The sequence below is a fragment of the Acinetobacter sp. ANC 4169 genome (assembly GCF_002135355.1).
Lineage (GTDB): Bacteria > Pseudomonadota > Gammaproteobacteria > Pseudomonadales > Moraxellaceae > Acinetobacter.
The window spans coordinates 23,418-48,023 of the sequence record NZ_NEGE01000008.1 but is presented as its reverse complement, the minus strand read 5'-3'; the positions used below and the strand labels follow the sequence as shown (position 1 = coordinate 48,023).

The window sequence follows — 24,606 nt, the reverse complement described above, 5'->3', positions numbered from 1 at the left end:
AATAATATATTCATAGGTATAGGGTTTTATTTTAGCCTTTGATGGATAAATTTTCTGTTTCATTCTTTCTTGTTTTAACAGTTATAAAGTCGCTTTAATCAACAGTGGAAAAGTGTGATATTTCATTCTTTCTATAAAAAAATACCAACTAGTTCGCATTTTTTTGTGTCTTTTTTTATTATTTATGTAAATATATACATGATTAATGTAAAGAAGAAGATTTCCATGTCTAGTAACAGCAAATCAGTTTTACTTTTTTTATCGTCTCTATCGATCATGGGAGCTGCACATTCAGCTGCAGTAAATACCCAACCTTTAGTTGCTGAGATGAAGGTATTTCAAGTTGAAGCAAAACAAAAAGTACAAAAAGAGTTAAAAGCAACTGATCAGGTCAAACCAAATTCTGTTTTGGAATATCGAGTTGATTACTCAAATGTTTCTGCAAATAGCTTAAAAAATTTGAAATTGAACTTACCGCTTCCGGCATATGTCACTTACACCGGCGAAAGCGCTCCCCAGAATACGTATGCCTCTTTAGACGGGAAAAGCTTTGCTAAAGCACCGCTCACTCGAATTGAAAATGGCAAAAAAGTCAATGTTCCACTGCGTGAATATCGTGCATTGCAATGGAATGTCAGCGAGTTGAAACCAAAACAGAAAGTTACGGTTTCAGCCCAAGTCCGTGTCAATGCTTCTAAATAAATTTTTCTAGTCGTTTAAACGTCTTTATTGTTGAGTTTTCTTATGAAACAACGTTTTCAATTAAGTAAAATCGCGACTGCCTTGGCAGTTGTCGGTGGGGTGTCATTCTTTGGTAGTTCTGCAATCGCGGCAACGACACCAGCAAATGCTGTAATTAGTAATGCTGCAAGTGCAACTTATACAGATAGTGCGGGCGTAGAGCGCTCAGTAAATTCTAATTTAGTTGTGACTACAGTTGCTCAAGTGGGTAGTTTTACGTTAACTACTGATAAGCAGATTAAGTCTACAACTAAAAATAGTAAGGTCAGTTATTCACATATCTTGACGAACACGGGTAATGGATTAGATTCATTTACTGTATCTTTAGCAAACTTAACGGCAGCAGCGGGTAGCTTTGGTTCAACACCAACGGCTGGTACCGAGTTTGATTATAATTCATACAAAGTTTTCTTGGACACCAATAAAGATGGTATACCAGATAGTGATGTTGCGTTAAAAGTAACTGATAAAATTGAGTTAAAAGCTCAAGAGTCAGTTGGGTTAGTTGTGGTTGTTACCACTCCAAATACAGCAACAACAGGTGGTTGGGATCACTTTACATTAACTGCAACATCAAGTTCTTCAGACAGTATTTATAATAATAGTATTCCAGAGAAGTCAAAATCCAATACAGATAGAACCTTAATTACAGAAGGCGCTGTTATTGAACTGACAAAGGCTGCGAGTGTGTCTGCAATTCAGGCGACAGATAGCAGTAACAATGCCAGTAAATTTACTTATACATTAACCTTTAAGAATACCGGTAATGCAGCAGCAACAGATGCTGTAATTTTCGATAAATTACCTGACGGCTTAGTATATGTTGCAGCTTCTGCAAAGTTAAATAATGTTGGTTTAAGTGATGGTGCTGCAACAGAATCAATTGTAAATGCAGACTTCCAGCAAAATGGTCAAAATGTATATTTAAAAATGCCAACTTTATCGCCTGGCCAATTGTTTACATTGACGTTTGATGTCACTGTAAAAGCTGGTGCAAAAAGTGGTGATGTTATCAAAAACACTGCTTACGCAGATCCAGATGGTAAGGATCCAAGTAATACGCCAATTACACCAGGAACTCTGCCATCAACCCCAGAAAATGATCCAACAACATTTCCATCAAACCCGAATATCGTAACGGTTGTTGGTAAATATCAAGGGTCAATCAATGATGCAGTGGCGAATCCTTTTAAAGATGGTCAGACTGTAGTCGGGTACGATGATACGATTACGGTAGCAGCTAAAGATGGTTTACCAACCCTTTTTGGTACCGGTGCTGAAAAAGACAATGGCAGTGAAGTGATCTATGTGCATAACACTGGCGATAGTACTGATACATTTAATTTGACATTTGATCGCGCTGCACTAGCAGGTACTTATGATGCATTGCCAGCTGGCTCAGTAGTAACTCTTTATAAAGCAGACGGTTCGACATTAGTTACAAGCAGTAAAGCAGATGGCATTTTAGATACAGGTCCAATACCTGCGAATGCTAATTTGGCATTTGTGGTCAAAGTGACTTTACCCACTGGACAAGTATTGTTAAATCCGGCTGGTTTAAAATTAGTCAGCACATCTGTAAATGCGGGTACATCTGACAGCATTAAATTAATTATTAATGGTAATACCTTAAATAAGGTCGATTTAACCACTATTCCAACCAAAGGTGGTTCAGAGTTAGGTACTGGTGCTAACGATGGTACGGTAAAAGATTCTAAATCTACGAACCCTGCTGTTCCTGTAGAGTTTGACGTGACAATCCGTAATAAGGGTAACATCGCAGATAACTACAATATTACAGTATCTGGTATTCCTGATGGCTGGGTTGCTGCAGTCTATAAGAAAGACCCAGTTACTGGTTTATGCACCGGTGAGCCAATTACTAACTCAGGCAGCATTCAGGCAAATAATACTGATAATAGCCAATTCTGCTTGAAAGTAACGCCTCCAGCAGGTGCGCCAGCAACGAACATTGCTCAGCAAATCAAAGTGGGTGTTTATTCACCGGCAACAAAAACGAGCGATGAAATTCTTTACGGTGTAACCGTAAATGAGCAACGTAAGTTGAGTTTTGTTCAAGATCAAGAAGGCCAAGTTGCACCGGGTGGTACGATTGTTTATGTTCATACCTTAACCAATACAGGTAACGTGACGGAAGCTTTAACCACAAAGACCTTGAAGTTAACTGTGACAGATTCTGGCAATGGTGAGAAGGTTTCTGCATATTTTGATGTCAACCGTGATGGGAAGTTAGATACAGGTGATATTTTAATTAATGACTCTGTAACAGCAACGTCACTGCAAACATTATTGTCAACAAATAGCGGTACATCTACACATATAGCAGGCCTGCAACAAGGTGAATCTGTCAAAATCTTGGTAAAAGTCGAAGCTTCTGCAACGGCAACTGACGGTACAAGCTATATCTCGAATATCAAAATTACACCGGATACTTTAGCCAATGCCCCAACGGCTGTCTTTGTCAATGATTTGACTACAGTCAACACCGGTGCAGTTACTGTAAGTAAATTACAAGCTGTTGGTGTATGTGGTTCTACACCAAGCAGTTACTCAACTGATCCAAAAACTGCAAAACCTGGTGATTGTGTATTCTATAAAGTGACTGCGACAAATGTGGGAAGTGCTGAAGCGAAGAATGTCGTTATCTCCGATGTTGTACCAAGCTACACCACATTAACACAAGGCTCGGCATTAGGTGGAGTGGGAACAGCAGCTCCAAGTAATACAGGTATTACAGTTGGTCCAGATGTTGTAACAGGCCGTGACAAAATCAAATATGTAGCCGGTAATCTAACATCCGCACAAAATGCAACTTTGCAGTTCAATGTCAAAGTCGATGATGGCAAATAATTAATTTTTAAACTTATCATCTCCCTTTTTCGAAAGGGAGGTGATACTGATTTTTTATCATTTGTTTTAATTTTTATTTGTTTCGGGGCTTGTCAATGAAAAAGGCAATCAATAAAAAAGTCGATGCATTGTCGTTGTCTGCGCTCGCGTCAGCTTTATTTTTTGCTCAACATGGACATGCAGCGACTACAAGTATGCCAAATGCTGGCACCATTATTCCCAATATTGCCTATGCAAAGTATGAAATTATAGGCGCTGATGGATTACTCCATTTAAAAGAAACACAATCAAATAAAGTTGAAGTTCAGATTTCAGAATTATATGCACTGAAGCTGTCTCCAGATGTTCAAAAAGTGGTTGAAGCTGGCACGACGGTGTATTGGTTCAATGAACTGGTGAACTTAAGTAATACTCAAGCAACATTCAAACTGAGCACAGAAAATACAAGTCATTTATCTAATGTGCGTATTTATTTAGATAACGGCAATAATCAATTTGAGACAAATTTAGATAAGCTCATCACAGACGGTATCGTGCTTAAACCTGGTGAAAAAGTATATTTATGGGTGCTTGCAGAAACCTCAAAAGATACACCCAATAATACACAGCTTAAAATTCCTGTAACGGCAAAAATTCAGGAAGGTTCACAGCCCAGCAGTACAGTTGAAGATCCTGTTACAGTGGTTGTGCCGCAATTAAATATTCATAAAGCTGTAGATAAAACCAAGATCCAGTATAAAGGCGTTCAGGAAGCCCTGACTTATACCTTAACGGTTAAAAATAACGGTAACTTACCTATTGCACCGCTTTCCGTCAATGTGGATGGACTGCAAAGTGAATGGATTATTGTGGAAGATCCACTGCCAGGCAATACCGTATATGATGATGTTTCAGTGAATACGGCTGGGGCAAGCGTACTTTATAAATTGAATGAAGGCGTCTATACCACAACACCACCAACCAATAAGAATAATATTGGTCATGCAGTTGTCGGCTATAAAAATTTTCCAGCAGGACAAGAAAGCAAAATTACCCTGAAAGTAAAAACAACTGCTAATTTAAGCTATAGCGTTTTGAAAAATCAGGCCTATTTATTTTCATGGAATAGCGTTACCAATCAATCAAGAAAAACCCCATCAGATTTAGTGCAAACGGTGGTTGAAGCCGCAGATGCAACGCTGGATGGCACGACGCCCGATTATCATAATGTTATTAAAACAGCGAAGGTCAATGAGCCAGTTTATCTGAAAGCCAATGCTGCCATTTGTAATGCTTCACATCAGCAAGACCAAGTGAAAATTTTGGTTAAATCAAAGCTGACCGGAGACTTTTTATACGTCAACGGAAAAGAATCCGAAGCGAATAGCGGGATCTTCCATTTTAAAGTCGATACCGCCGTTTGGGATGGCACAACACCCAATACCGCAGATCAGATTTTGCAAACGGTACGCCGTGACCAAGTAACGGCAACAATTATTGATTGTCTGGATGAAAATGGAAACAGTACCAATACACCGAATCCGAATATTTCGACTGATCTTTTGATTGATCCTTATGGCATTGTATTTAATGCAAAAACTGGAAAACCTGTCGCCAATGCACGGGTCATTTTAGCCGATAAAAATGGCGTACCTGTAGGCGCAAACATTGCTTTTGGTCAAGATGCTTCTGGACAAATGACTGGAACAATTCCGGCAGAGCAGCTAACCAATGCCAATGGAGAATTCATTTATCCATTTGTGATGCCAGGGGAATACATTTTCTTGGTGGATACCTCATCTCCAATCAATGGGAAGAGCTATCAATTTAGCAGTGACCAAAATCTGTACCCAATCAGTTCTTTTAATGCATTTGGCATTACTGCGGTGGATGCAGACTATTCATATGGACGTAGTTTTAAACTCGATTTAACCAGTCCGGCACTGAATATTGATATTCCTATTGATCCATTGAGTTCAGGTCAGAGCCTGATGGTGAAAAAAGTGGCTTTGGACAGCAGTGTTGAATTGGGGGATTTCACCAATTACAGCATCACCGTAAATAATCAGGGTGATGCTATTGCTCAGGATGTTAAAGTTCAAGATACCTTACCGCGCGGATTCAGTTATGTTCCGAATACCATGCGGGTTAATGGTAAGCCTGTTTCAGATCCAGAAGGCGGTAAAGGGCCTTATTTGACTTTAGGTTTGGGTGATCTGGCAGTGAATGCCACGGCTAAAATTGAATATAGAGTGCTGGTGGGTCCGAATGCCCTCAATGGTGATGGCATTAACCGTGCACGTGCAGTCAGTAAAAGTGTGACTTCAAACGAAGCGCAAGCCAAAGTAAAAGTGCGTCCGGGCGTATTCAGTTCAGATGCTTTTGTGATTGGTAAAGTGTATACCGATTGCAATCGTAACGGCATGCAAGACAAAGGTGAATTAGGTGTTCCAGGTGTGCGTCTGTACATGGAAGATGGCAGTTATGTCATTACTGACAGCGAAGGGAAGTATGACTTTTATGGCGTTTCACCCAAGACACATGTACTAAAACTGGATCGTACCACCTTGCCGGCAGGTGTAGAATTGGTGACTCAATCCAATCGAAATGCAGGTGATCCTTCAAGTCGTTTTGTTGATGTAAAACGTGGCGAACTGCATCGCGCTGATTTTGCGATGGCAGATCAAGCAGGCGCATGTTCTGCACCATTGATCAATACGATCAAACAGCGTCAGGAAAAAATTAATAGCCATAATTTAAACTTGGAAAAAGCGATCAATAAGCAACTCTCTATTGATACGCCAAGCTATATAGAAAAAAGTACCCGTTCAGACAACACCAGCGGTTGCTTAGCCAATGATCATGATCAAACGTGTATTCTAGATAAGAACCAAAAGGATATTGCTAAAGATAAACAGTTGGCAATTGATCCGGTTAAGCCGCCGGTATTGGTCGATCTTGAGGAGCATTTGAAGCGTAGTGACAACAATGCTTTAAGTATCCTCAATTTAAAAGATGGCCAAATCCTGCCTTTTGCACAGACAACGATTCAAGTTCAGGGCATGGCAGGTGCCAATCAGCGTGTATTGATTAATGGTCAAGCTGTATCTGAAAAACGGCTGGGTAAATTGTCTGTTTTGGCCGATCAACAAAAGCAAGGCAAAGAGTTTGTTGGAGTAGAGCTGAATACGGGTAAAAACGAGATCCGAGTTGAACAACTCGATTTCATGGGCAATGTCCGTGAAAGCCAGCAAATTCAAGTGGTTGTTCCCGGAGAAATGCATCAGTTACAGCTTGAGCATGGCACCGCGACTGCTACAGCGAATGGCAAAGATGTTTTAGCACTGATTCTTCGCTTACATGATAAAGATGGCGTGAAGATTGCAACACGCACCAGTATTACTTTAGAAAGTGATATCGGACTCATCAATTTACCGGATTTAAATCCAAATGAACCAGGCATCCAAACCTTTATTGAAGGTGGGGAAATGGTCATTCCTGTACTTGCACCCAATGCGCCGGGGCGTGGCAAGTTGCGTGTGAGTAGTGGTGTATTGAAACAAGAAACTGACATACAGTTCTTGGCAGATTTGCGTCCATTGATTGCTGTGGGTTTAGTTGAAGGGTCAATTAACTTCAATAACTTTGATGGCAATAAATTGCATAGCGTGACCCGCAATGATGGCTTCGAAGAACAACTGAATGAAGTTGCAGATTGGGGCAATCAGACCAGCCTGAATGGACGGGCGGCACTCTTTCTGAAAGGTAAAGTGAAAGGGGATTATCTGCTCACCTTAGCCTATGACTCAGATAAAAGCTCAAATCAACGATTATTTCGTGATATTCAACCCGATGAATATTACCCGGTTTATGGTGACGCAGCAGCAAAAGGCTTCGAAGCACAATCCACCAGTAAACTCTACGTACGGGTAGATAAAGGCCGTTCCTATGCCATGTATGGGGACTATGTGACTCGGACTGAAAAAGATGAGGGACTCTCTTTAGGCCAATATAACCGTTCATTAACCGGTCTGAAACTGGGACATGAGGGAGATAGACTTCAAGTTGCTGCATTTGGTGCTGAAACCAAATCACGTCAGGTGGTGACTGAAAATCGTGCCATCGGTATTTCTGGTCCCTATAGCCTGGGTGCAATCAGCAATGACCAGATTCTTGAAAATAGTGAAAAAGTCGAGATCTTAACACGTGACCGTAATAATCCCGGGTTGATTATTTCACGTCAAACCCTGACTCGCTTTGTTGATTATGAGGTCGATACATACAGCAACAGCATCTATTTAAAAGAGGCTGTGGCAAGTGTAGATGCAGACCTGAACCCGAACTATGTACGCATTACTGTAGAAGCAGATGACATTGGTGAAGAATACCAAGTGGGTGGGGTGAGCTTCAGTTATGCAGTAAAGAGTCATTTAAAATTTGGTGGTTCTTTTGTTCAAAGCAATGATCCTTTAAAAGAAGAACAAATCGCCAGTGTGAATAGCGTCATTAAAATTGGTCAGCATGGCAAACTGATTGCTGAAGTTGCCCAATCGAAAAATACCCATGCTGAAGATGATCAAATAACCCAAATCAACAGCGAACCCACTGGTAGTAAAGACAGCGGGACAGCAGCACGTGTTGAATTTGAATATACGCCAAGTGCTGGAAATCTTCGTGTTTATCATCAACAAGCACAAGATGGCTTTCAAAACGATGCTGCAACCATTAGTGCCGGGCGCATGGAAAGCGGTATTAAAGCTTCGATGCCGATTGCCAACGTAGGCTTGGCACGTATAGAAGCGATCCGTACAGAAGATCAAAACAATCATGGTACACGTACCGGACTCGCAGCAAGTATTGAGCGGAATTTCTTTAAAATGCTTGCTGTAGAGTTCGGTTTACGTCATTACGATGAAACTCAGGATGCTGCAACCAAAGCAACAGAAAACATGGGAACCTATAACGGTACCACTGCCAGAGTAAAATTTACCGCTAAACTTCCATGGAAAGGTGCAAGTGTTTTTGCCGAATATGAGCAAGATATTGCCAATTCAGAAAAACAAGTTGTGGCTTTAGGCGGAACGGTGAAAGTTCTGCCAAATACAGATGTGTATGCACGCCATGAAGTAATTTCTTCCATTGATGGCCTGTATTCGTTAAATACCACCGAAGAAACCAATAGTACGGTTTTGGGTATTAGCAGTAACTATATGAAAGATGGTTCTGCTTTTAGTGAATATCGTGTGGCTGATGGTATGAGTAATCGTGAAGCCGAGGCTGCTTTAGGTTTGCGTAATCGTTGGCAAATTATGCCTCAGGTCTATTTGAGCACCAGTTTTGAGCAAGTTAAAACACTTTCTAAAAATCCGGAAAATGATGGCAATGATTCAACTGCTGCTACATTCGGGCTGGAATATTTAGCTCCAAAAGACTGGAAAGCGATGACACGTTTGGAAGGTCGTCGTTCGGATCAATCAAATACCTTGATCAGCACCCTAGGTTATGCGCACAAGTTGAATGAGCGCATGACGATTTTGACGAAAAACACCTTGAACTTTGTAAACAATAAGGCGGCTGAACAAGGCGATCATTTAAGAAACCGTTTCCAGTTAGGAATGGCATGGCGTGACTTTGATCAAAATAAACTGGATGTGCTCTCTAAAGTTGAACATTACTATGAAAATAACGCGACGGACTTAGAAGCAGAGTTCAAACGGACATCTTATGTCAGTTCAACCCATGTTAACTGGCATCCTTCGCGTCCAGTGACCTTGTCCGGTCAATATGCAGCAAAATGGTCTGTCTTGGATGAATACGATGTGCGCAGTACGGCATTGACCCAGTTAGTCAGTGGTCGTGTGCTGTATGACATCAATGAACGTTGGGATGCGAGCTTGCAAACCGGTGTGCTGTGGGCAAACCGAGGCACTGGATCACGTTATTTGCTTGGCGCTGAATTCGGATATTTAGTGACAACGAATTTATGGTTATCTGCAGGTTATAACTTCTTGGGTTATCAGGATGATGAACTAGCCAATACCAGTTCTACCGGACAAGGTGCGTATTTACGTTTTAGATTCAAGTTTGATGAAGACTTATTTGGTCGTCGCTCAGCCCATACAAACTTTTCTTTAGAACCAGGGCAGGGGCAGTAAATAATGAAAATGACATTGTTATGCCTTGCTGTTTGGGCAAGCTGTATGAGTACAGTATCAGCCAAGCATGTGCAGGACGTTGCCTCGCAGCAGAGACCGAGCGCTGTGCAAATAGATGAATTGGCAACTGTTTTGGAACAACAATACCAACAGAGTGCGGGGCAAGCACGCTATCAGGCTTATAAAGGGAAAATGTGGTTGAGCTATGCACAAAATGAGCGGTCTGAAGGCAGCCTGACTTCAGCAGGGCTAGAAGCTTGGCAACACGCTAAAGCGATTTCTGAGGGCTTGCAGCAACATCAAGCCTTGTCATTAATCACACCTATTTTAAGTGTGTCGCAGGTCATGCGCCGTGATTTATGGCAACAAATTGAATACTTAAAACAGTCTGGGGCAATTGATAAAGCACCAGAAAGTCTGGCACATGCGGAAGTGATACTGGTTTGGGCTGCTGCGGAATATTGTGAACTGGGCTGGCGTCATGCCAATGAACATTTCCATGCTGCGGAGCAAGCACTGTATAGGGCTATTGAAGTATCAGAGATTAAGCCAGTACCAATGAATGGAGTGATGAAGCAGCTGCCGTCGATGGCGGATATCAATGGTCAAGGTTGCCATGGGGTCAATGCCGAATTTTGGCCGATGAATAAGGCCGTTGAGTTGAATGCAACGCATAAGGTTCAGAATGTTGTACATTTTGCTTCAAATAGTGCAGAACTCAGTTTAGCCAGCCAAGCTGTGCTGGATCGTCTGCTCAGCGTTTTGCAAAAGTATCCACAAATAGACGTGACCTTGTTGGGTTATACCGACAGCCGTGCAAGCCAAACGTATAATTTAAAGCTGGCGCAACGTCGTATACAGTCAGTACAGCAATATTTAAGCATGCATGGTATTGATTTGAAACGTATTCAGTCTGAAGCAAGAGGCGCACAAGATTTACAATTCGATTCTAAGCCACAGATTGCACATGCCAAAAGCCGCCGTGTGGTATTGCAATTGAATGATGCTGGCCAAATTCAAATAGAACCTCAATGGCAAGATTTACAAGTCGAGTCAGAGCAGCAAAAAGTGAAGGTGAACTAAAATGATGAAGCAATATGTTAGCCGTGCTTTGGCATCTTTACTTTTACTGGGTGGTACTACTGAAATTTATGCGGCAGATACGGCAGCGGATACAACCAAAGTAAAAATTCAACGTAGTTTTGTCAATTTAAGTTTTAATAGCCCAACACTGAGCAGCAGTTATCAGCAGCTTTCTGAAACAGCTGTAGATAGCTGGCTCACTACTCATAAAAATCCTAAATTAATTGAGATATGGCGTGGGAAAGGTCCAGATAATAATGCAACCAATGCGTGGGGAACGGCTAATACCAATAATCAGTACGCTGAACTTAATGCGGAAGATGCATCTGCACTTTATCAGCCTGTATGTTTGATCAAAGGTGAAGATTTTGAATGGAATTTTAGGCATGCTGCACGTTCCAGTAATACTGAAGAAGCGACTTTTTATATAGGCAAGGTAAATACGGATCGTTTAGGCTTTAATCCATTACAGACAATTGGTGCACAGAGGTCTACTCAATTATGGACATGGGTTGATGCTAACCCAACCAAAGCTAAAGCTACTGTTACAGTAAATAGTGGTATCTATGATTTTATCTTTGCTGCAACGAGATACAGCAGTCCAACACTTGGTAATTTTATTGATGATATCTCATTAAAATTAAGACCTGCAGTCGAATTTAGTGCCGGTTCCGGAATTTTTTATGAAGGTGGCGATGCAGCGGGTAGGACATATTCAGTGCCTTTTAATATTGTCGGACAAATTTTAAGCCAGAGTGATATGCCTACCCTGCAATTTAAAATTGAATATCCATCTGGCTATGCACAGACCAAGGCTGTTTATGGTACCAATTATCGTTTATATCAACGTGTAGGGGGCAATCTAGTCGAATTAACGTCAGCTTCGGATAACTTAAATATATCTAATTCTGATAGGGTAACGTTCAATTATATGCCTGTATATAACTCGACTCTGGATTATGCAAAAGGTGTTCAAGTTAATGATTTAGTGATTAAAATATTTGGTAATACTCAAACCAATAGTGATATAACTCTACCTTTTGAATTTGCCCTTGATACTAATAGTAAGTTTATTACTACCTCATTGAGTAGCTGTGGCAATGTAAGCGCAGATGTAAAATTTGACCTTAAGATTCAAGAGGATGATATTGATTTGGCGGTAGTCAAAACTTTAACACCAGAATCTATAGTCGTGAAAGATAACCTAATTTCTTATAAGCTGGATGTAACCAATAATACTGCTGTACAGGCTGATGGAGTTGTACTGAGGGATAATTTCAAAAATTTACTCAGAGTAACTACGGGAGATGTGGCAAGTCAAACCAATTTAATTTGTGAAGATTTAACTGACGGTACAAGTAAGGCGTGTCCCTCTACATGGACCGATTCTAATGCATTAACTTCCTTATTTACGACTACTGTAGGTAGTGGCTTAAGCCTGGGTAATATTCCTGCAAATGCGAAATATAGATTTACAGTAAAAAACTTAAGGGTTACAGATACAGATACTGCAAATGCTGGTTATGTAGTTAATACAGCGACCATTGAAACAACTAAGATGAATGATCTTGCCCCGGGTAATGATACATCAACTGTTAAAACATTAATGGCTGCTAAAAATGATCTGTCAAATAATAAGGCCGGTGCTCCTGTAACAGAAACAGGCGTGGGTTTATTTTATATTGCCAAGGAAGGTAGAACAGGTGTGACACCTTTATTGACTCAAAATGCAGACAGCAGTCAAAAAGCCTATTTCCCATTGAATATTCAAAACTATAGTAATTTGGCACAGGATTATCAATTATATGCATCAAGCACAGCAATTGCTCCAACCTCAAGTACAGGTGACTATTCAACCTTAGTTAAAGCAGGGATTACACCTTTTACATCGGGTGTAAAGGTTGAGTTTTATAGTGCAAATGCCACGCAATGTAAAACAGGTATAAGCGCAAAACAAATTACACAATTGAATGTTGCTGCAAATACGACTGGTCAGGTCTGTGCAGTAGTTACCACGTATCCTTCTACAACGGCAACAACCAATATTTGGTTTGCAATTGAGTCACTTCAGTCTGGGCTAGGTGATGTAATTTTAGATGCTGTGATACCGCAGCCACAAAAGCGTTTACTTGACCTGAGTAATGATCAAACAGCACAGGTGGGTGTGGGAGGAAGCTATGTGTTTTTACACCGTTTAACTAATTATGGTGTAGAGAATGAAACGAAAGTAAAAGTAGGACTAAGTTCAACAAATAACAATGGTTTCTTATATACCTTGTTCTTAGATCAAAATGCTAATAACACGCTCGATGCGAGTGACACATTACTTTCTGCGACCGAAACTGAATTAAGCAATATTATCGAACCCAACAAGTCTGTGACTTTATTTATTAAGGTAGAAGCACCTGCAACAGCAACCAATGGAATGACGAGTCAAGTCCGGTTAATTGCGAAACCAGACAATACTGGAAAAGCAGTTACCCTAGCAGATTTGAGCAATACGGATCTGATCACTGTTAGCCCGAGTCAACTGCAAATTTTGAAATCACAATTCAAAGTCGTAAGTTGCAGCATGACCAATGCACAGGCTGTTATTAACTCAACCTATACGGTGCAGAATGAAAGCTTGAAACCAAGTGAGTGTTTAATCTACCGGATTATGGTAAAAAACTCAGGTAATGAAACTTTAAACAATGTCATTATTAATGACATGTATCCGGCTTATACTAAGCAATGGGCATCTATGGGTATATTGCCAGTTGTGGGTGGTAATGGTCAGAATATTACAGACAATAGTAATAATAAAATTGAAGATGATGGGGCTGCAAAAATTAGAGCAATTTTAAAAGAGTTGTTACCACAGCAAGAAAAGTCACTTTACTTTGGAATTAAAATGAATTGATAAAAATCAAAACAGTAAAGCTTTATTGCTGCTACATCTTGATAGGCTTGCTACAGAGCATCTAAATCAAAGTTCTAGGCATAGAATGTGGCCGATATCATTAGTAATAAAGCTGGACAATTAAGAGCTAAACTCAAGCCAGCTTCAAATACGCCTTGGTGGGCTTGATGAATCTACTTTAGGTTAATCTAACAAGGCGTAACGGGATTGCCTTATTTTTTTGATTGAAAAGTGAACCGCGTACAGGCATAAAAATACGCTAAAAATAGGTTCTAAAACATTTAATTTGCTTCATGCTGTTAGATGCTCGCTCGATTGAGCCAAACCTCAGTTTTCTATGTTCGTAACTTATTGTGTCCCATTGAGTTTGTTTGTTATGAAATCTGTGTATTGCGGTACATGACGTTGATGGAACAACTCAATTTGGTTGAAAATAATCAACAAAAAATAATTATGTTTCATTCCGTTTTAGTTATAGGGCAAAGTTGAGTTATATAACTTGAGTCAGGGGTCACAAACATAACCTCCTGTTCGGAGAACAGACTATGAATTTCCCTAAAATATTGATTCTTACCGGATGGGTTGTCCTATCCGCACCAAGTATCCTTGCAGCAGAGACCAAAGCTGCTACACACGGCAGCATCGCAGCAGCTGACCAAAAGGCTATTGCTAGCGCAATGAGCGCAGCACCGAAAAAAGTGGGTGCAGCAGCAACCATTGTAGTCGTAGGCAAAGATGGCAAGATGCGTACCTTGCGTAAAGGCAGTAATGGTTTTACCTGTATGCCGGACAATCCGACCACTCCGGGGCCAGACCCGATGTGCATGGACAAGGCAGCCCTGGAATGGGCGGAAGCCTGGATGGGTCACAAACCGCCAACTGTAGGTAAAATCGGCTTTATGTACATGTTAGAGGGTGGAACCGATGCCAGCAATACGGATCCCTATGCCCAAAAACCAACTGCTGGTAATCATTGGATCAAGACCGGTCCACATGTCATGATTGTCGGTGCTGAACCCAGTTTCTATGACATGTATCCTAAAAATGCCCAGCCGGATACTGCTGTACCTTACATAATGTGGCCCGGAACTCCCTATCAACACTTGATGATCCCGGTTAAGTGAGGGAATCAGTCTGTGCTCATCACAGACAAGATTCTCTAGGTGCAGCTATCATTCTTGTAGCGGTAAATAGCCAATCCTTTATTGTAGCGGTTTGCTTTTCAGGACCACTGCAATTCAGATCCCTTAAGCTCAGGCCAGTAGCCAATTTGATGAGTACAAGAAAATAACCACCGACAGACTACACAAATTAAAAAAAGCTGATCCAGCTTAAACTTGATCAGCTTTAAAGTCGTTGTATAGCTTAGCTAGAGATTGTTCAGCTTTTTTTCAGTTAATGATTTTGAATCATTGTTTTGTAATTTTATTTTTAATGTCCTGATCGGTATTCAGCCATTTAATTTTCTTCACCTGATCGTTCACAATGGTAATGGTATAAAGCATATTTTCCACTTCATAAGTATAGTCCATGGCCAGATAATGCTTTTTACCTTCTTGGAATTCATGAGTAATCATGGAACTCGGAGATAAATGCAGCCGATTTTGCATGTCAGAAAAAGAATCTCCCAAGCTGAGGGTCTGACCTTCATGAGTACGTATGGAAGATGTTTCGGAGGCTGCATGAGTAAATGTCATCGCTGACAAAAATATAAGTGGAATTAGGCGCTTAAATAACATGTTATCCCCAAAATAAAATCACAATCAAAATAATTTATCAATATAAAGAACAAAATAGCAGCATGTCTGTAGCAGAATTATTAACAAAATTATTAATAAAATAAGCACGATGTCGGGCAGATCATTTTGTCTTAAGGCTGTTTTATCGTGTGTATCCACATGCTTTTTATATATGAGCGGGCAAAACATCGTGTGGAGGTAAAAAAATCCAGTACTGAATATTGCAAGTTATAGATTTATTTGTATTTACAATTGCATTCATCAAGCCATATAGAACAGAACTATGCTTAACCTTCGCGGCATTTAAAGCTAAACTATGCTATTCAGCTGTATGTCCGTACTTGGAGTAAACTTATGTCGTGGCTTTCTTCGCTTAAATCTGTGTTTTCACCCGCGCAAGAGGTGAAGGAGGAAGAAATCCAGAATGTGCTACAAGGCTATATCTTGCCCAATTCCACGCATGCCCTGAAAGACCGAATTACTCAGATCAATGTAGAAGGTCAGGTGCTACAAATCACCATTAATACTTATCCTGAGGAAGCCGATCATCTACAAAAAATTCATGATGATTTGGCCGATGCACTGGAAAAATGCGGCATTCAGGAACTGAATATGCATGTCATTCAGCAAAAGCACAAACAGGGTGAAAGCTGTGCTAACCATGATCATGGAAAAGATCAACATTGTGGTGACAATAAAGCCCAAACTTCAACAGCATCTTCAGCCCAAAAACTTCCGCCTGTCGTAGATGCTGCTGGACAAACGGCTCAAGCTGAAAGTAAACCTACAGAAGATCCCAATAATCCACCAATCCAGAAACCGGCACCGCAGCAAAGAGATGTGCCCAAGCATCCACGTATTCAAAATGTTATTCTGGTTTCGTCGGGTAAAGGGGGCGTGGGTAAATCTACAACTACCGTTAACCTTGCATTGGCCTTACAAAAACTGGGTTTAAAAGTCGGTGTTCTTGATGCAGATATCTACGGACCGAGTATTCCTACTATGCTAGGCAATGCCGGACGTACTCCCATGATTGAAGCAGAAAATTTTGTTCCGCTTGATGCTTATGGGATGGCCGTGCTTTCCATTGGCCATTTAACTGGGGATCACAACACGCCGGTTGCCTGGCGTGGTCCCAAAGCGACGGGTGCTTTAATGCAACTCTTTAACCAGACCTTATGGCCAGACCTCGATGTGTTGATGATTGATATGCCACCAGGAACAGGCGATATTCAATTAACCCTGGCGCAGCGCATTCCAGTCACAGGCGCAGTGATTGTCACCACACCACAAAATGTTGCCTTACTGGATGCAACCAAAGGCATCGAACTGTTTAATAAGGTTCAGATTCCAGTGATGGGTGTAGTGGAGAACATGTCGACGCATATCTGTTCGAATTGTGGTTATGAGGAACAGATTTTTGGTACAGGTGGCGGCGATAAATTGGCTGAACAATACCATATCCCTTTGCTCGGGCGTTTACCGTTAAATGTGCAAATCCGTGAAAATGCCGATGCCGGGAAACCTTCTGTGCTGGTAGGAGATGATGCTGCGGAAAGTTATATGGCCATTGCTCAGAAAATTGCCGATCAATTGCCAAAAGTAGAAAAACCACAAAATAGAATTTTCTAAATTTGCTCACTGATTAAAGTTATATCTTTGAAAAGCCCAACCTTGTTTGGGCTTTTTACATTTTGGATTTGCAATAACAGACAATGCCTTAGGTAGCACTAATAGATTAAATAGTGAGTCATAGCTAAGAATGGCATGATTACTACAGATCTCGGCGCCGTTTATGATGCAGGATAATATTCCATCGCCACAATAGTCGGGTAATCACGAATAGCGAAACAGCAAAAATGAAAGCTTCCAGTAACAACCCGGATAATAAAATTTTCGCCAAACTTAAGTCGATATGTCCATGCCCAAAGTGGGTGATAACGTGGCTGATCTGATGCAGTACACCCAGAATCATATCCTGATCAATCATATTGACCTGGAATATTTTACTGCCTAACCAGAACCCTAAATACAGGATTGGAACCAAGGTAAAAGGATTGGTTAGCCAGGCCAGACATAGACTGAGCGGGAGATTGACTTCAAATAGCAATACCGTCAATACAATCAAAATACTATGAAACGGTAAGGGCAACATGCCCCAAAACGTGCCAATAAAAACAGCTTTTGAAATTGACTTTCTGTTCACGTACCAAAGTAAAGGATTTAAGGTGCGTTGACCAAAAATCTTCATTACTTTCATCCCTGCAACTTTTTGCGGTGAGGGAAGCCATGACTGAAAGAACTGTTTTGCCATAAAAATCGGCCGTTTAAATGATGAGATATTGTGCCTGAATAGATCCTTGAGGGACAGCTCAAGTTCGGTCAATGTAAATGATCAACCTTAAAATAGTATTTATTGAAACTTTTTCTAACAAATGACTCACGAGTTAAACTCTCATAATATATTTTAATTTATTGAAATTTAAATAATTTATAAAAAATATTCTGTATTTTTTAAAGATATAAAATTTCTGATTTGCTAAGTACAATAAACTGATTTACTCTTCGCGCACTCTATAGAGAGGTCGCATATGATTTCATGGTTATTTATTGGTTTGGTTATTACCATTTTATTAACACCTGGCCCAACAAATACTTTACTGGCATCTTCTGGTATTCAGGTCGGTGTACGTAAATCATTACGATTGATTCCTGCTGAATCTTGTGGTTACTTAATTGCAATTACTCTTTGGGGGGTAATCATTGGTACAGTTTCAGCTAAATTTCCAATATTACCAATCATTTTAAAACTTCTGAGTGCCTGCTATATCATTTTTCTGGCGATTAAACTCTGGAAAACGGCAGATATTGAAGCAAGTTATAATCTTCCGACCATTCGTGCGCGTGAATTGTTTTGTGCAACTTTACTCAATCCTAAGGCTTTACTCTTTGCTTCTGCTATATTTCCAAGCACAGCCTGGTTAACACTGAATAATTATTTAGTTCATATTGTGATGTTCCTGGTTTTAATTGTCCCGATCGCCTTATTCTGGATTTTTATCGGTTCCATCCTTGCGTCCAATAAAGTACGCTGGCTCAATCAGTCAAACTTGCAAAAAACTGCTTCTATAGTCTTAATCAGTTTTTCAATTCCATTAAGTTATTCTGCTATTTTAAGTCTTTAAAATAGGGCGATGAAAATGTTCATTTTGTAAAAAATCACATCATCGCCGCATCATCGTTTTCATTGTAGCCAATTTCAGTTAAAGTACAGCGCAATAATCGAATTAACTCTTTTTTGGATTGAAATAATGGCAATTAAGTCTGATCGTTGGATTCGCGAAATGAGCGAAAAACACGGCATGATTGAACCGTATGCAGAAAACCAGGTACGTTATGACGAAACTGGTGAAAAACTCATTTCTTATGGTGTTTCTAGCTATGGTTATGATGTTCGCTGCGCCCGTGAATTTAAAGTATTTACCAATGTACATTCAGCAATTGTCGATCCAAAAAACTTTGATGATAAAAGCTTTATTGATATTGAGTCAGATGTATGTATTATTCCGCCCAATTCATTTGCCTTGGCCCGTACGGTAGAATATTTCCGTATTCCACGTAATGTTTTGACGGTATGTTTAGGTAAATCGACTTATGCGCGCTGTGGTATTATTGTTAATGTGACTCCACTTGAACCTGAGTGGGAAGGTCATGTCACTTTGGAATTTTCAAATACCACTAACTTGCCAGCACGTATTTATGCCGGTGAGGGTGTGGCTCAAATGTTGTTCTTTGAGTCCGATGAAGTATGTGAAACATCTTATAAAGACCGTGGTGGTAAATACCAAGGTCAGACAGGTGTGACATTGCCGAAGGCATAAATATTATAAATAATTGAATAAGCGGATCATTTTGGTCCGCTTATTTTTTGCTTCCTTCATTCATCGGAAACTGTGTTTATTCGACCAGTTTTTTTTGCAATTGCAATAATATTCAGCATAATAAAAAGTTGTACAGACTTGGTAAGAACATTGTCGTAATGACAAATAAATAAAAATTCGGCATACCAAGCATAGGATGAATTAAAAAATAATGATGCGGAGCATCTGATAAAAAGGAAGGTCGTGATGACTCAAAGTTGGAATAATGCAGGATTTAAAAAATCTTGTTTGGCGAGTGTAATCGCAGTTTTACTTAGCCCATCAGTTTATGCGCTTGAATCTTTGTCAGATAATAACCTTTCTGAAACTACCGGTGAAGGGATCGCATTATTGCCTGAAAACTTTAAGATGGTCTTTCAGGGTCCCAATGATGTTTCTACGGCTTCTAGCTATAACAATACCGCTATTGCTGCGGCAGACAAACCTAAATACGATACTGGTTTTATCCGTATTATTCCAACCGGTGAAAATTACGAAGTACAGTATCAACGTGCGTACGATAAAATTTATCAGTCCAATTACAATTCAGGCTATACGTATGCAAAAACTAACTTGTATCAAGCAAGTTATGATTCAACTTATAGCACGGTATATAATGGAATCTATCAAAATGGTAGTACTACTACTAGCACCTATACAACCACTTATGCCCAGGTACAAACACAAAACCAAACTGCATATCGTGATCAGGAAATTTCAGTTTATGCAAAGCAGCAAACTTATGTAGATTATTACAAAAAGCGCTACGACCAATATTATTATAATTCTGAGTTGACAATTCCTAACGATGGTACAACAGAGTATTCCGGTGGTTGGTTGAATAAAGATAAATCATCAGAAAATGCTTGGAAAAATACCGTTGAAAAAATTGAAGCTGCGTATGGTTCCACAATTACCACAGCAGTCAATAATCATTTAAAAGAAACTACTCTTGCTCAGATTAGAGCATCAGCAAATAGCACCGCTACCCAGCAAGCAACATCTACTGCAAATACAACGGTCATAAATTATGCAAAAACTACTGCCAGCAATGTGGCGAATGCAAATGCAGCGGGGGCTGTAACCAATGCCCGTACTAAGGCAGATGTTTTTATTTATGGTTTGGCTTTATCTAAAAGTAATGGCAACTTAAATCAGCGTTATAGTAATGTGGGTTTAAATTGGGGAAATGCAGCCAATCCCTGGTTGTTCCGCGCGAGTACAGCCAAAGACATTCAGCAATTTTCAGCGGCAAACAAGAGTGATATCGGCTATTTGGCTTTAGAAGCGCCGTTGGCTATGGATGGCGTCGATACGACGAGTGACCGAATCAAATTGGGGTTCTGGACAGATATTTTCTCTCGGTCTTTTGATTCAGTCCGTACAATTAATGCTGCTACAGGTGCACCAGCGAGCGGGCTGGATAAAGACTATCGCTTAAGATCACAATTTGTGGCAAATGGCCTGAGTATTAATGGATCACAGGTTCGATTATTCCAGACTCAAAATGATGATGTAAATAAACTCTACGATGAAACATTGGGGATAGCCGCACTCTTGCGTATTAACACCAATGATAATCCATCCACATTGAAGTTTAGCGATACCAATCTGGATGAAAAAGGAATTCGTATCAGTACTGCAGCTAAATCCGATACAGATGATGGCACGGCAGTTACCCCAGCAATAGATGGTTCTTTGGCTCCACTGTTCAATGATAAAGACGGTCTTTATTTATATAGTGCCAATATCAACCTGGTATTGGGAAATATGTATCAACCTTTTATTCTGGCATCCGAAGGCAACAATATCATTTTGGAAGTGACCCGAATTCCTAAAGTACCTGCTATATATTCACAAATTTATACTTGGTATTCAGATACAGATCCAAACCCTCAATTTCAAGCAGGCACAGGGTTAACCACAGCATCCTTTAAAGGCTCAACCTGTAACGTAAGTTATTGTGGTTCAAATTACTCAGACATTACTACGGGAAGCAATACCGTTAGATATCAAGGGACAAATGCCACCCATAGTAGTATAGCGATCGGTAGTGTCACCCGAGAGGTATCCACTAATCTTCTAAAAGCTAATAGAGGTGCAGATGCGACAGGTATTGTATTTAAAAGTCCAACAGGAGCGGCTGTGAATTTAGGTTCTGCTGTAATTGATGGCGTTTTAATTCAGCATCTAAAGATTAAAACTACGGGCTTATAGGAGCATAAAAATGTTAAATAAAATATCTATTTCTGTAGTTTTATTTATGGCTTGTGCAGCACATGCTGAATTGGTGGGTTTGGACAACGGTGCAATGCTAGACGTCACAGGGCAAGGGGGCGCCGATTTAAGCTGGACCTTGTCATTAAACCATCGCTATGCGAATGATTTAAGTATTAAAAATATTTCCGATCAGCAAGGCGTGTATTATAGCTATGACTGTTTGTCCGATGTGCAATGTCGTTTTGCATTTTCACCCAATAATCATGCGGATGCAGCTGGTAATCAAAGATGGTTGGTGTTTAAGCAAATTCAAGGCACCATTCAGATAGATAAATTTTCTTTAGCGGGAAGTACCATCATCAATAAGGATATGATGCCTCAAACGGCAATGAAACTCTCCTTTTTTGATGATAAACCATTAAAAATAAGGAACCTAGGTTTTAGTAGTTTGTCGGTGGAAACAGATGATGCAACTACGAAAGGTTATTTAAAAGATATAAAATATAATCAATATTCTGCTTATACATTAGATGCCCAAGGTACGAAAGTTTATAGCAATGTAGATGTGCCTACTTTTGATAAAGGTGCTGAAAAGGGATTTATGGGCTTGAACGTACATGGGAATTTACATATGTCGGGAGATCTAAAAATTTTTAGCTATAACTGCTCAGGTGCAGCAACCAGCCGTTGTTAATTAAATAAAAATTTTTAAGAATAGGGATGTTGTAATGAAAAAAATAATAAAATTGAATCTGCTCACCGCTTGTGTATTGTTGGCACAACAATCTTTTGCGCTTCAGCAGTTAACAGATAAATCTTTAAGCAGCGTAACAGGGCAAGATGGTATCTCTATTACTCATGAAGTCTCAAAAATAAATGTAGACCAAGTCAACTGGGTTGATTATACCGATACAGGTAGCATGAAGTTAGGTATGCACAATGTTGAAGTCAAAGGTTTAAATAACAGTGCAATTAAGAGTACGCTTGATTTTGACGTAGGTACAACAAATAAAGGTACTGGCATAAAAATTCAAGCCAGCATTTCTCCATTTCAGGCAACTGTAGAAAAGCTTCAGCTATTATGTGGAGCTACAACTTGTACAACAGCTGAACAAAATTTGGGTTCTTTGAGTCTTGCAACGACTTCACCCTTAAAAATTTATCTGGAAACCACAAATGGTTTATTTAACCGTGATGACACTGCACATTTAGATTTTCAGCTACAAAATGCAAGTATTGGTTATGGTTTAAATGGCAAAAATTTAACTTTAAAAGATTTTAACTTTAATTTTTCTGCCGATGGTTATATGTATCTAGACCCGAATGAAGGGATAGTGATGGCCACTAAAAGCCGTGATGGAAATACAGATCATATTGTTAATTTAGCCCGGGTTGCCGATTCAAGCGATGTTGATTCCAGTCGAGTAAATGCCAAAAATCCTGGGGTAAATATTGACTTACGCTATGGTGCAGATCCCAATAACCAGAAAAATGTAATTCGTATGGGGGCATCAGGTGCTGTTACTAATGGTAAAATATTTTTAAATGCAAATCAGGCAGGCCTTAAAGATTTTAATACGGTTAATCGTTCTGGAACAGATTTAACAGAAACCATCAAGTCTGCTGCCGGTTATGAGTTTGCAGGTGCTGGTGGTTTGCATTTCGGTGTTTCTGCTGAGTTTACACGTGAAGGAAATCCGCTATTAGGTCAAAATATTGCTCCGACGACTTTGGAAATAGGTCATACCGGACATGGTAGTTATGCCATAGAGTTTTCAAATTTATCTCCTTTAGCGATTCGTAGTTCAAACAATGCTACGAATTTAAATACCAAAAATGCATATATTGATTTTGGTGATATTTACATCAATACCGCGCAAGTTAAAAGTTTAAATTTTATTATCAATGAAAATGTAAAAAAGATAATCGGTGCTGCAAGTACTGAATTGACATATAACATGGTGCCGGTTGATAAAGGGCAAAATGTAGCATTGATTGCAATCCGCGGTATGGATTTCCAGGCGATAGCACGTAAAGCACGCTTTATTTCAGATAACTCCATTGCTGAAATAACCAGTCCATCTGGAGAATGGGGTTTAGGCATACCTATCTTTAATTTAAATGCCAATCTGGCCTTATTTTCTAAAAATTATACGTATAAAGGTGTGACAAGCTCAGGTTTGGGCTATAACTTGGCAATGTCCACAGAAGGTTATGGTATTGATAAAAAAACTGGAACACCAAGTACAACTTCTATCATTGTTGTGGATGGTGCAAAAGGAGTATATAACGAAGAAGTCAATTATTATGCCGGTCTTCGAAATATCGATTCATATTTAAAAGCAGATGGTGTAATTGGTTTTGAAGATGAAGGAATTTATATCAAGGCAGATAATTTATTATTTGCAGCAAAAGCTGAAATTGCAATTGGGCAATTGCCAGGCTCTTTATATAATTGTACAGCCGCAATTGGTGGCGCAAATTGTGATAAAAAAGTTGTACCTATTGATAATTTTGCCAAAAAAGATGATGTGCTATCTTCTATTGCCTTTAAGCTGGATGGTCAAGGCGAATTACTGATTGTTCCGGGACTGAATGCATCAGATGCAACACCGGATACCAACTACTTGTCTTTAAAAGGGAACTTTAAGTTTAAAGATCTCACAGGACCTACAGATAGAGGTAGTTTTTTCAGTATCATTAACGAAGATGTTAAGACTACTGGACCAACTGAATCTAGTATCAATTTGAATAAGCTTCAAGGGCATATAGGCTTTGAATCAAGAATTCAGATGAAACAGGATACTGTTGTACTAGATAGTCAGGTCAAGTTTAACCATTTAGCTACTGCTACTTCTCAAGGTAAGGCCTTTACCGCAGAAATGGCAATGTCTCCGGCAGGTAATATGCAAAAAATTGCCGATCTTGCTATTACAGGAGGGACAATGCGTAGCACTTTAGGTATTACTCCGCGATAAAAAAATAAATTATAGGGA

Annotated in this window: 14 protein-coding genes; 12 read left to right on the top strand and 2 right to left on the bottom strand. The window is 39.8% G+C overall.

Annotated features, from left to right (window positions below; all coding sequences use genetic code 11):
* Positions 1-198: 198 nt before the first annotated feature.
* The 6 genes from B9T26_RS07605 to B9T26_RS07580 all read left to right on the top strand — a co-directional run bounded on the left by B9T26_RS07605 (position 199) and on the right by B9T26_RS07580 (position 14,855).
* Positions 199-702, top strand: a complete 504-nt coding sequence (locus B9T26_RS07605; protein ID WP_227518786.1) for a hypothetical protein — start codon at positions 199-201, stop codon at positions 700-702.
* 42 nt (positions 703-744) lie between these two features.
* On the top strand, positions 745-3,612 hold the full coding sequence (locus B9T26_RS07600) for an isopeptide-forming domain-containing fimbrial protein (RefSeq protein ID WP_086199117.1): 2,868 nt from the start codon (positions 745-747) through the stop codon (positions 3,610-3,612).
* 95 nt (positions 3,613-3,707) lie between these two features.
* Positions 3,708-9,746, top strand: coding sequence for an SdrD B-like domain-containing protein (locus tag B9T26_RS07595; protein ID WP_086199116.1), 6,039 nt, complete (start codon positions 3,708-3,710; stop codon positions 9,744-9,746).
* Between the two features lie 45 nt (positions 9,747-9,791).
* Positions 9,792-10,829 carry an OmpA family protein gene (locus B9T26_RS07590; protein WP_227518785.1) on the top strand — a complete coding sequence of 346 codons (1,038 nt, stop codon included), beginning with the start codon at positions 9,792-9,794 and terminating at the stop codon, positions 10,827-10,829.
* A gap of 1 nt (position 10,830) precedes the next feature.
* The gene (locus tag B9T26_RS07585) at positions 10,831-13,731 is read left to right on the top strand and encodes a DUF11 domain-containing protein (RefSeq protein ID WP_086199114.1); all 2,901 of its coding nucleotides are present in this window, start codon (positions 10,831-10,833) and stop codon (positions 13,729-13,731) included.
* 545 nt (positions 13,732-14,276) lie between these two features.
* Entirely contained in the window at positions 14,277-14,855 is a 579-nt protein-coding gene (locus B9T26_RS07580) for a hypothetical protein (RefSeq protein ID WP_086199113.1), read from the top strand.
* Between the two features lie 285 nt (positions 14,856-15,140).
* On the opposite strand, the gene B9T26_RS07575 is transcribed toward B9T26_RS07580, so the two are convergent.
* On the bottom strand, positions 15,141-15,428 hold the full coding sequence (locus tag B9T26_RS07575; protein ID WP_143223001.1) for a hypothetical protein: 288 nt from the start codon (positions 15,426-15,428) through the stop codon (positions 15,141-15,143).
* A 396-nt stretch (positions 15,429-15,824) separates the two neighbouring features.
* Between B9T26_RS07575 and apbC the strand changes: the two genes are divergently transcribed.
* Positions 15,825-17,102: an iron-sulfur cluster carrier protein ApbC gene (gene apbC / locus B9T26_RS07570; protein ID WP_086199111.1), complete on the top strand. Its 1,278-nt coding sequence runs from the start codon at positions 15,825-15,827 to the stop codon at positions 17,100-17,102.
* Between the two features lie 142 nt (positions 17,103-17,244).
* Here apbC and B9T26_RS07565 read toward each other — a convergent pair whose 3' ends face one another.
* On the bottom strand, positions 17,245-17,790 hold the full coding sequence (locus B9T26_RS07565; RefSeq protein WP_205666411.1) for a DUF2062 domain-containing protein: 546 nt from the start codon (positions 17,788-17,790) through the stop codon (positions 17,245-17,247).
* 271 nt (positions 17,791-18,061) lie between these two features.
* On the opposite strand from B9T26_RS07565, the gene B9T26_RS07560 reads away from it, so the two are divergent.
* From B9T26_RS07560 to B9T26_RS07540, 5 genes are all read left to right on the top strand, one after another.
* Positions 18,062-18,655, top strand: coding sequence for a LysE family translocator (locus tag B9T26_RS07560; RefSeq protein WP_086199109.1), 594 nt, complete (start codon positions 18,062-18,064; stop codon positions 18,653-18,655).
* Between the two features lie 126 nt (positions 18,656-18,781).
* Entirely contained in the window at positions 18,782-19,351 is a 570-nt protein-coding gene (gene dcd, locus B9T26_RS07555) for a dCTP deaminase (protein WP_086174816.1), read from the top strand.
* Between the two features lie 246 nt (positions 19,352-19,597).
* Complete coding sequence (locus B9T26_RS07550) at positions 19,598-21,607, top strand: hypothetical protein (protein WP_086199108.1); 2,010 nt, start codon at positions 19,598-19,600, stop codon at positions 21,605-21,607.
* Between the two features lie 10 nt (positions 21,608-21,617).
* Positions 21,618-22,304 (top strand): hypothetical protein, encoded by a 687-nt coding sequence (locus B9T26_RS07545; RefSeq protein WP_086199107.1) that lies wholly within the window; start codon positions 21,618-21,620, stop codon positions 22,302-22,304.
* Positions 22,305-22,338: 34 nt separating this feature from the next.
* Entirely contained in the window at positions 22,339-24,588 is a 2,250-nt protein-coding gene (locus tag B9T26_RS07540; protein WP_086199106.1) for a DUF6160 family protein, read from the top strand.
* Positions 24,589-24,606: the final 18 nt, after the last annotated feature.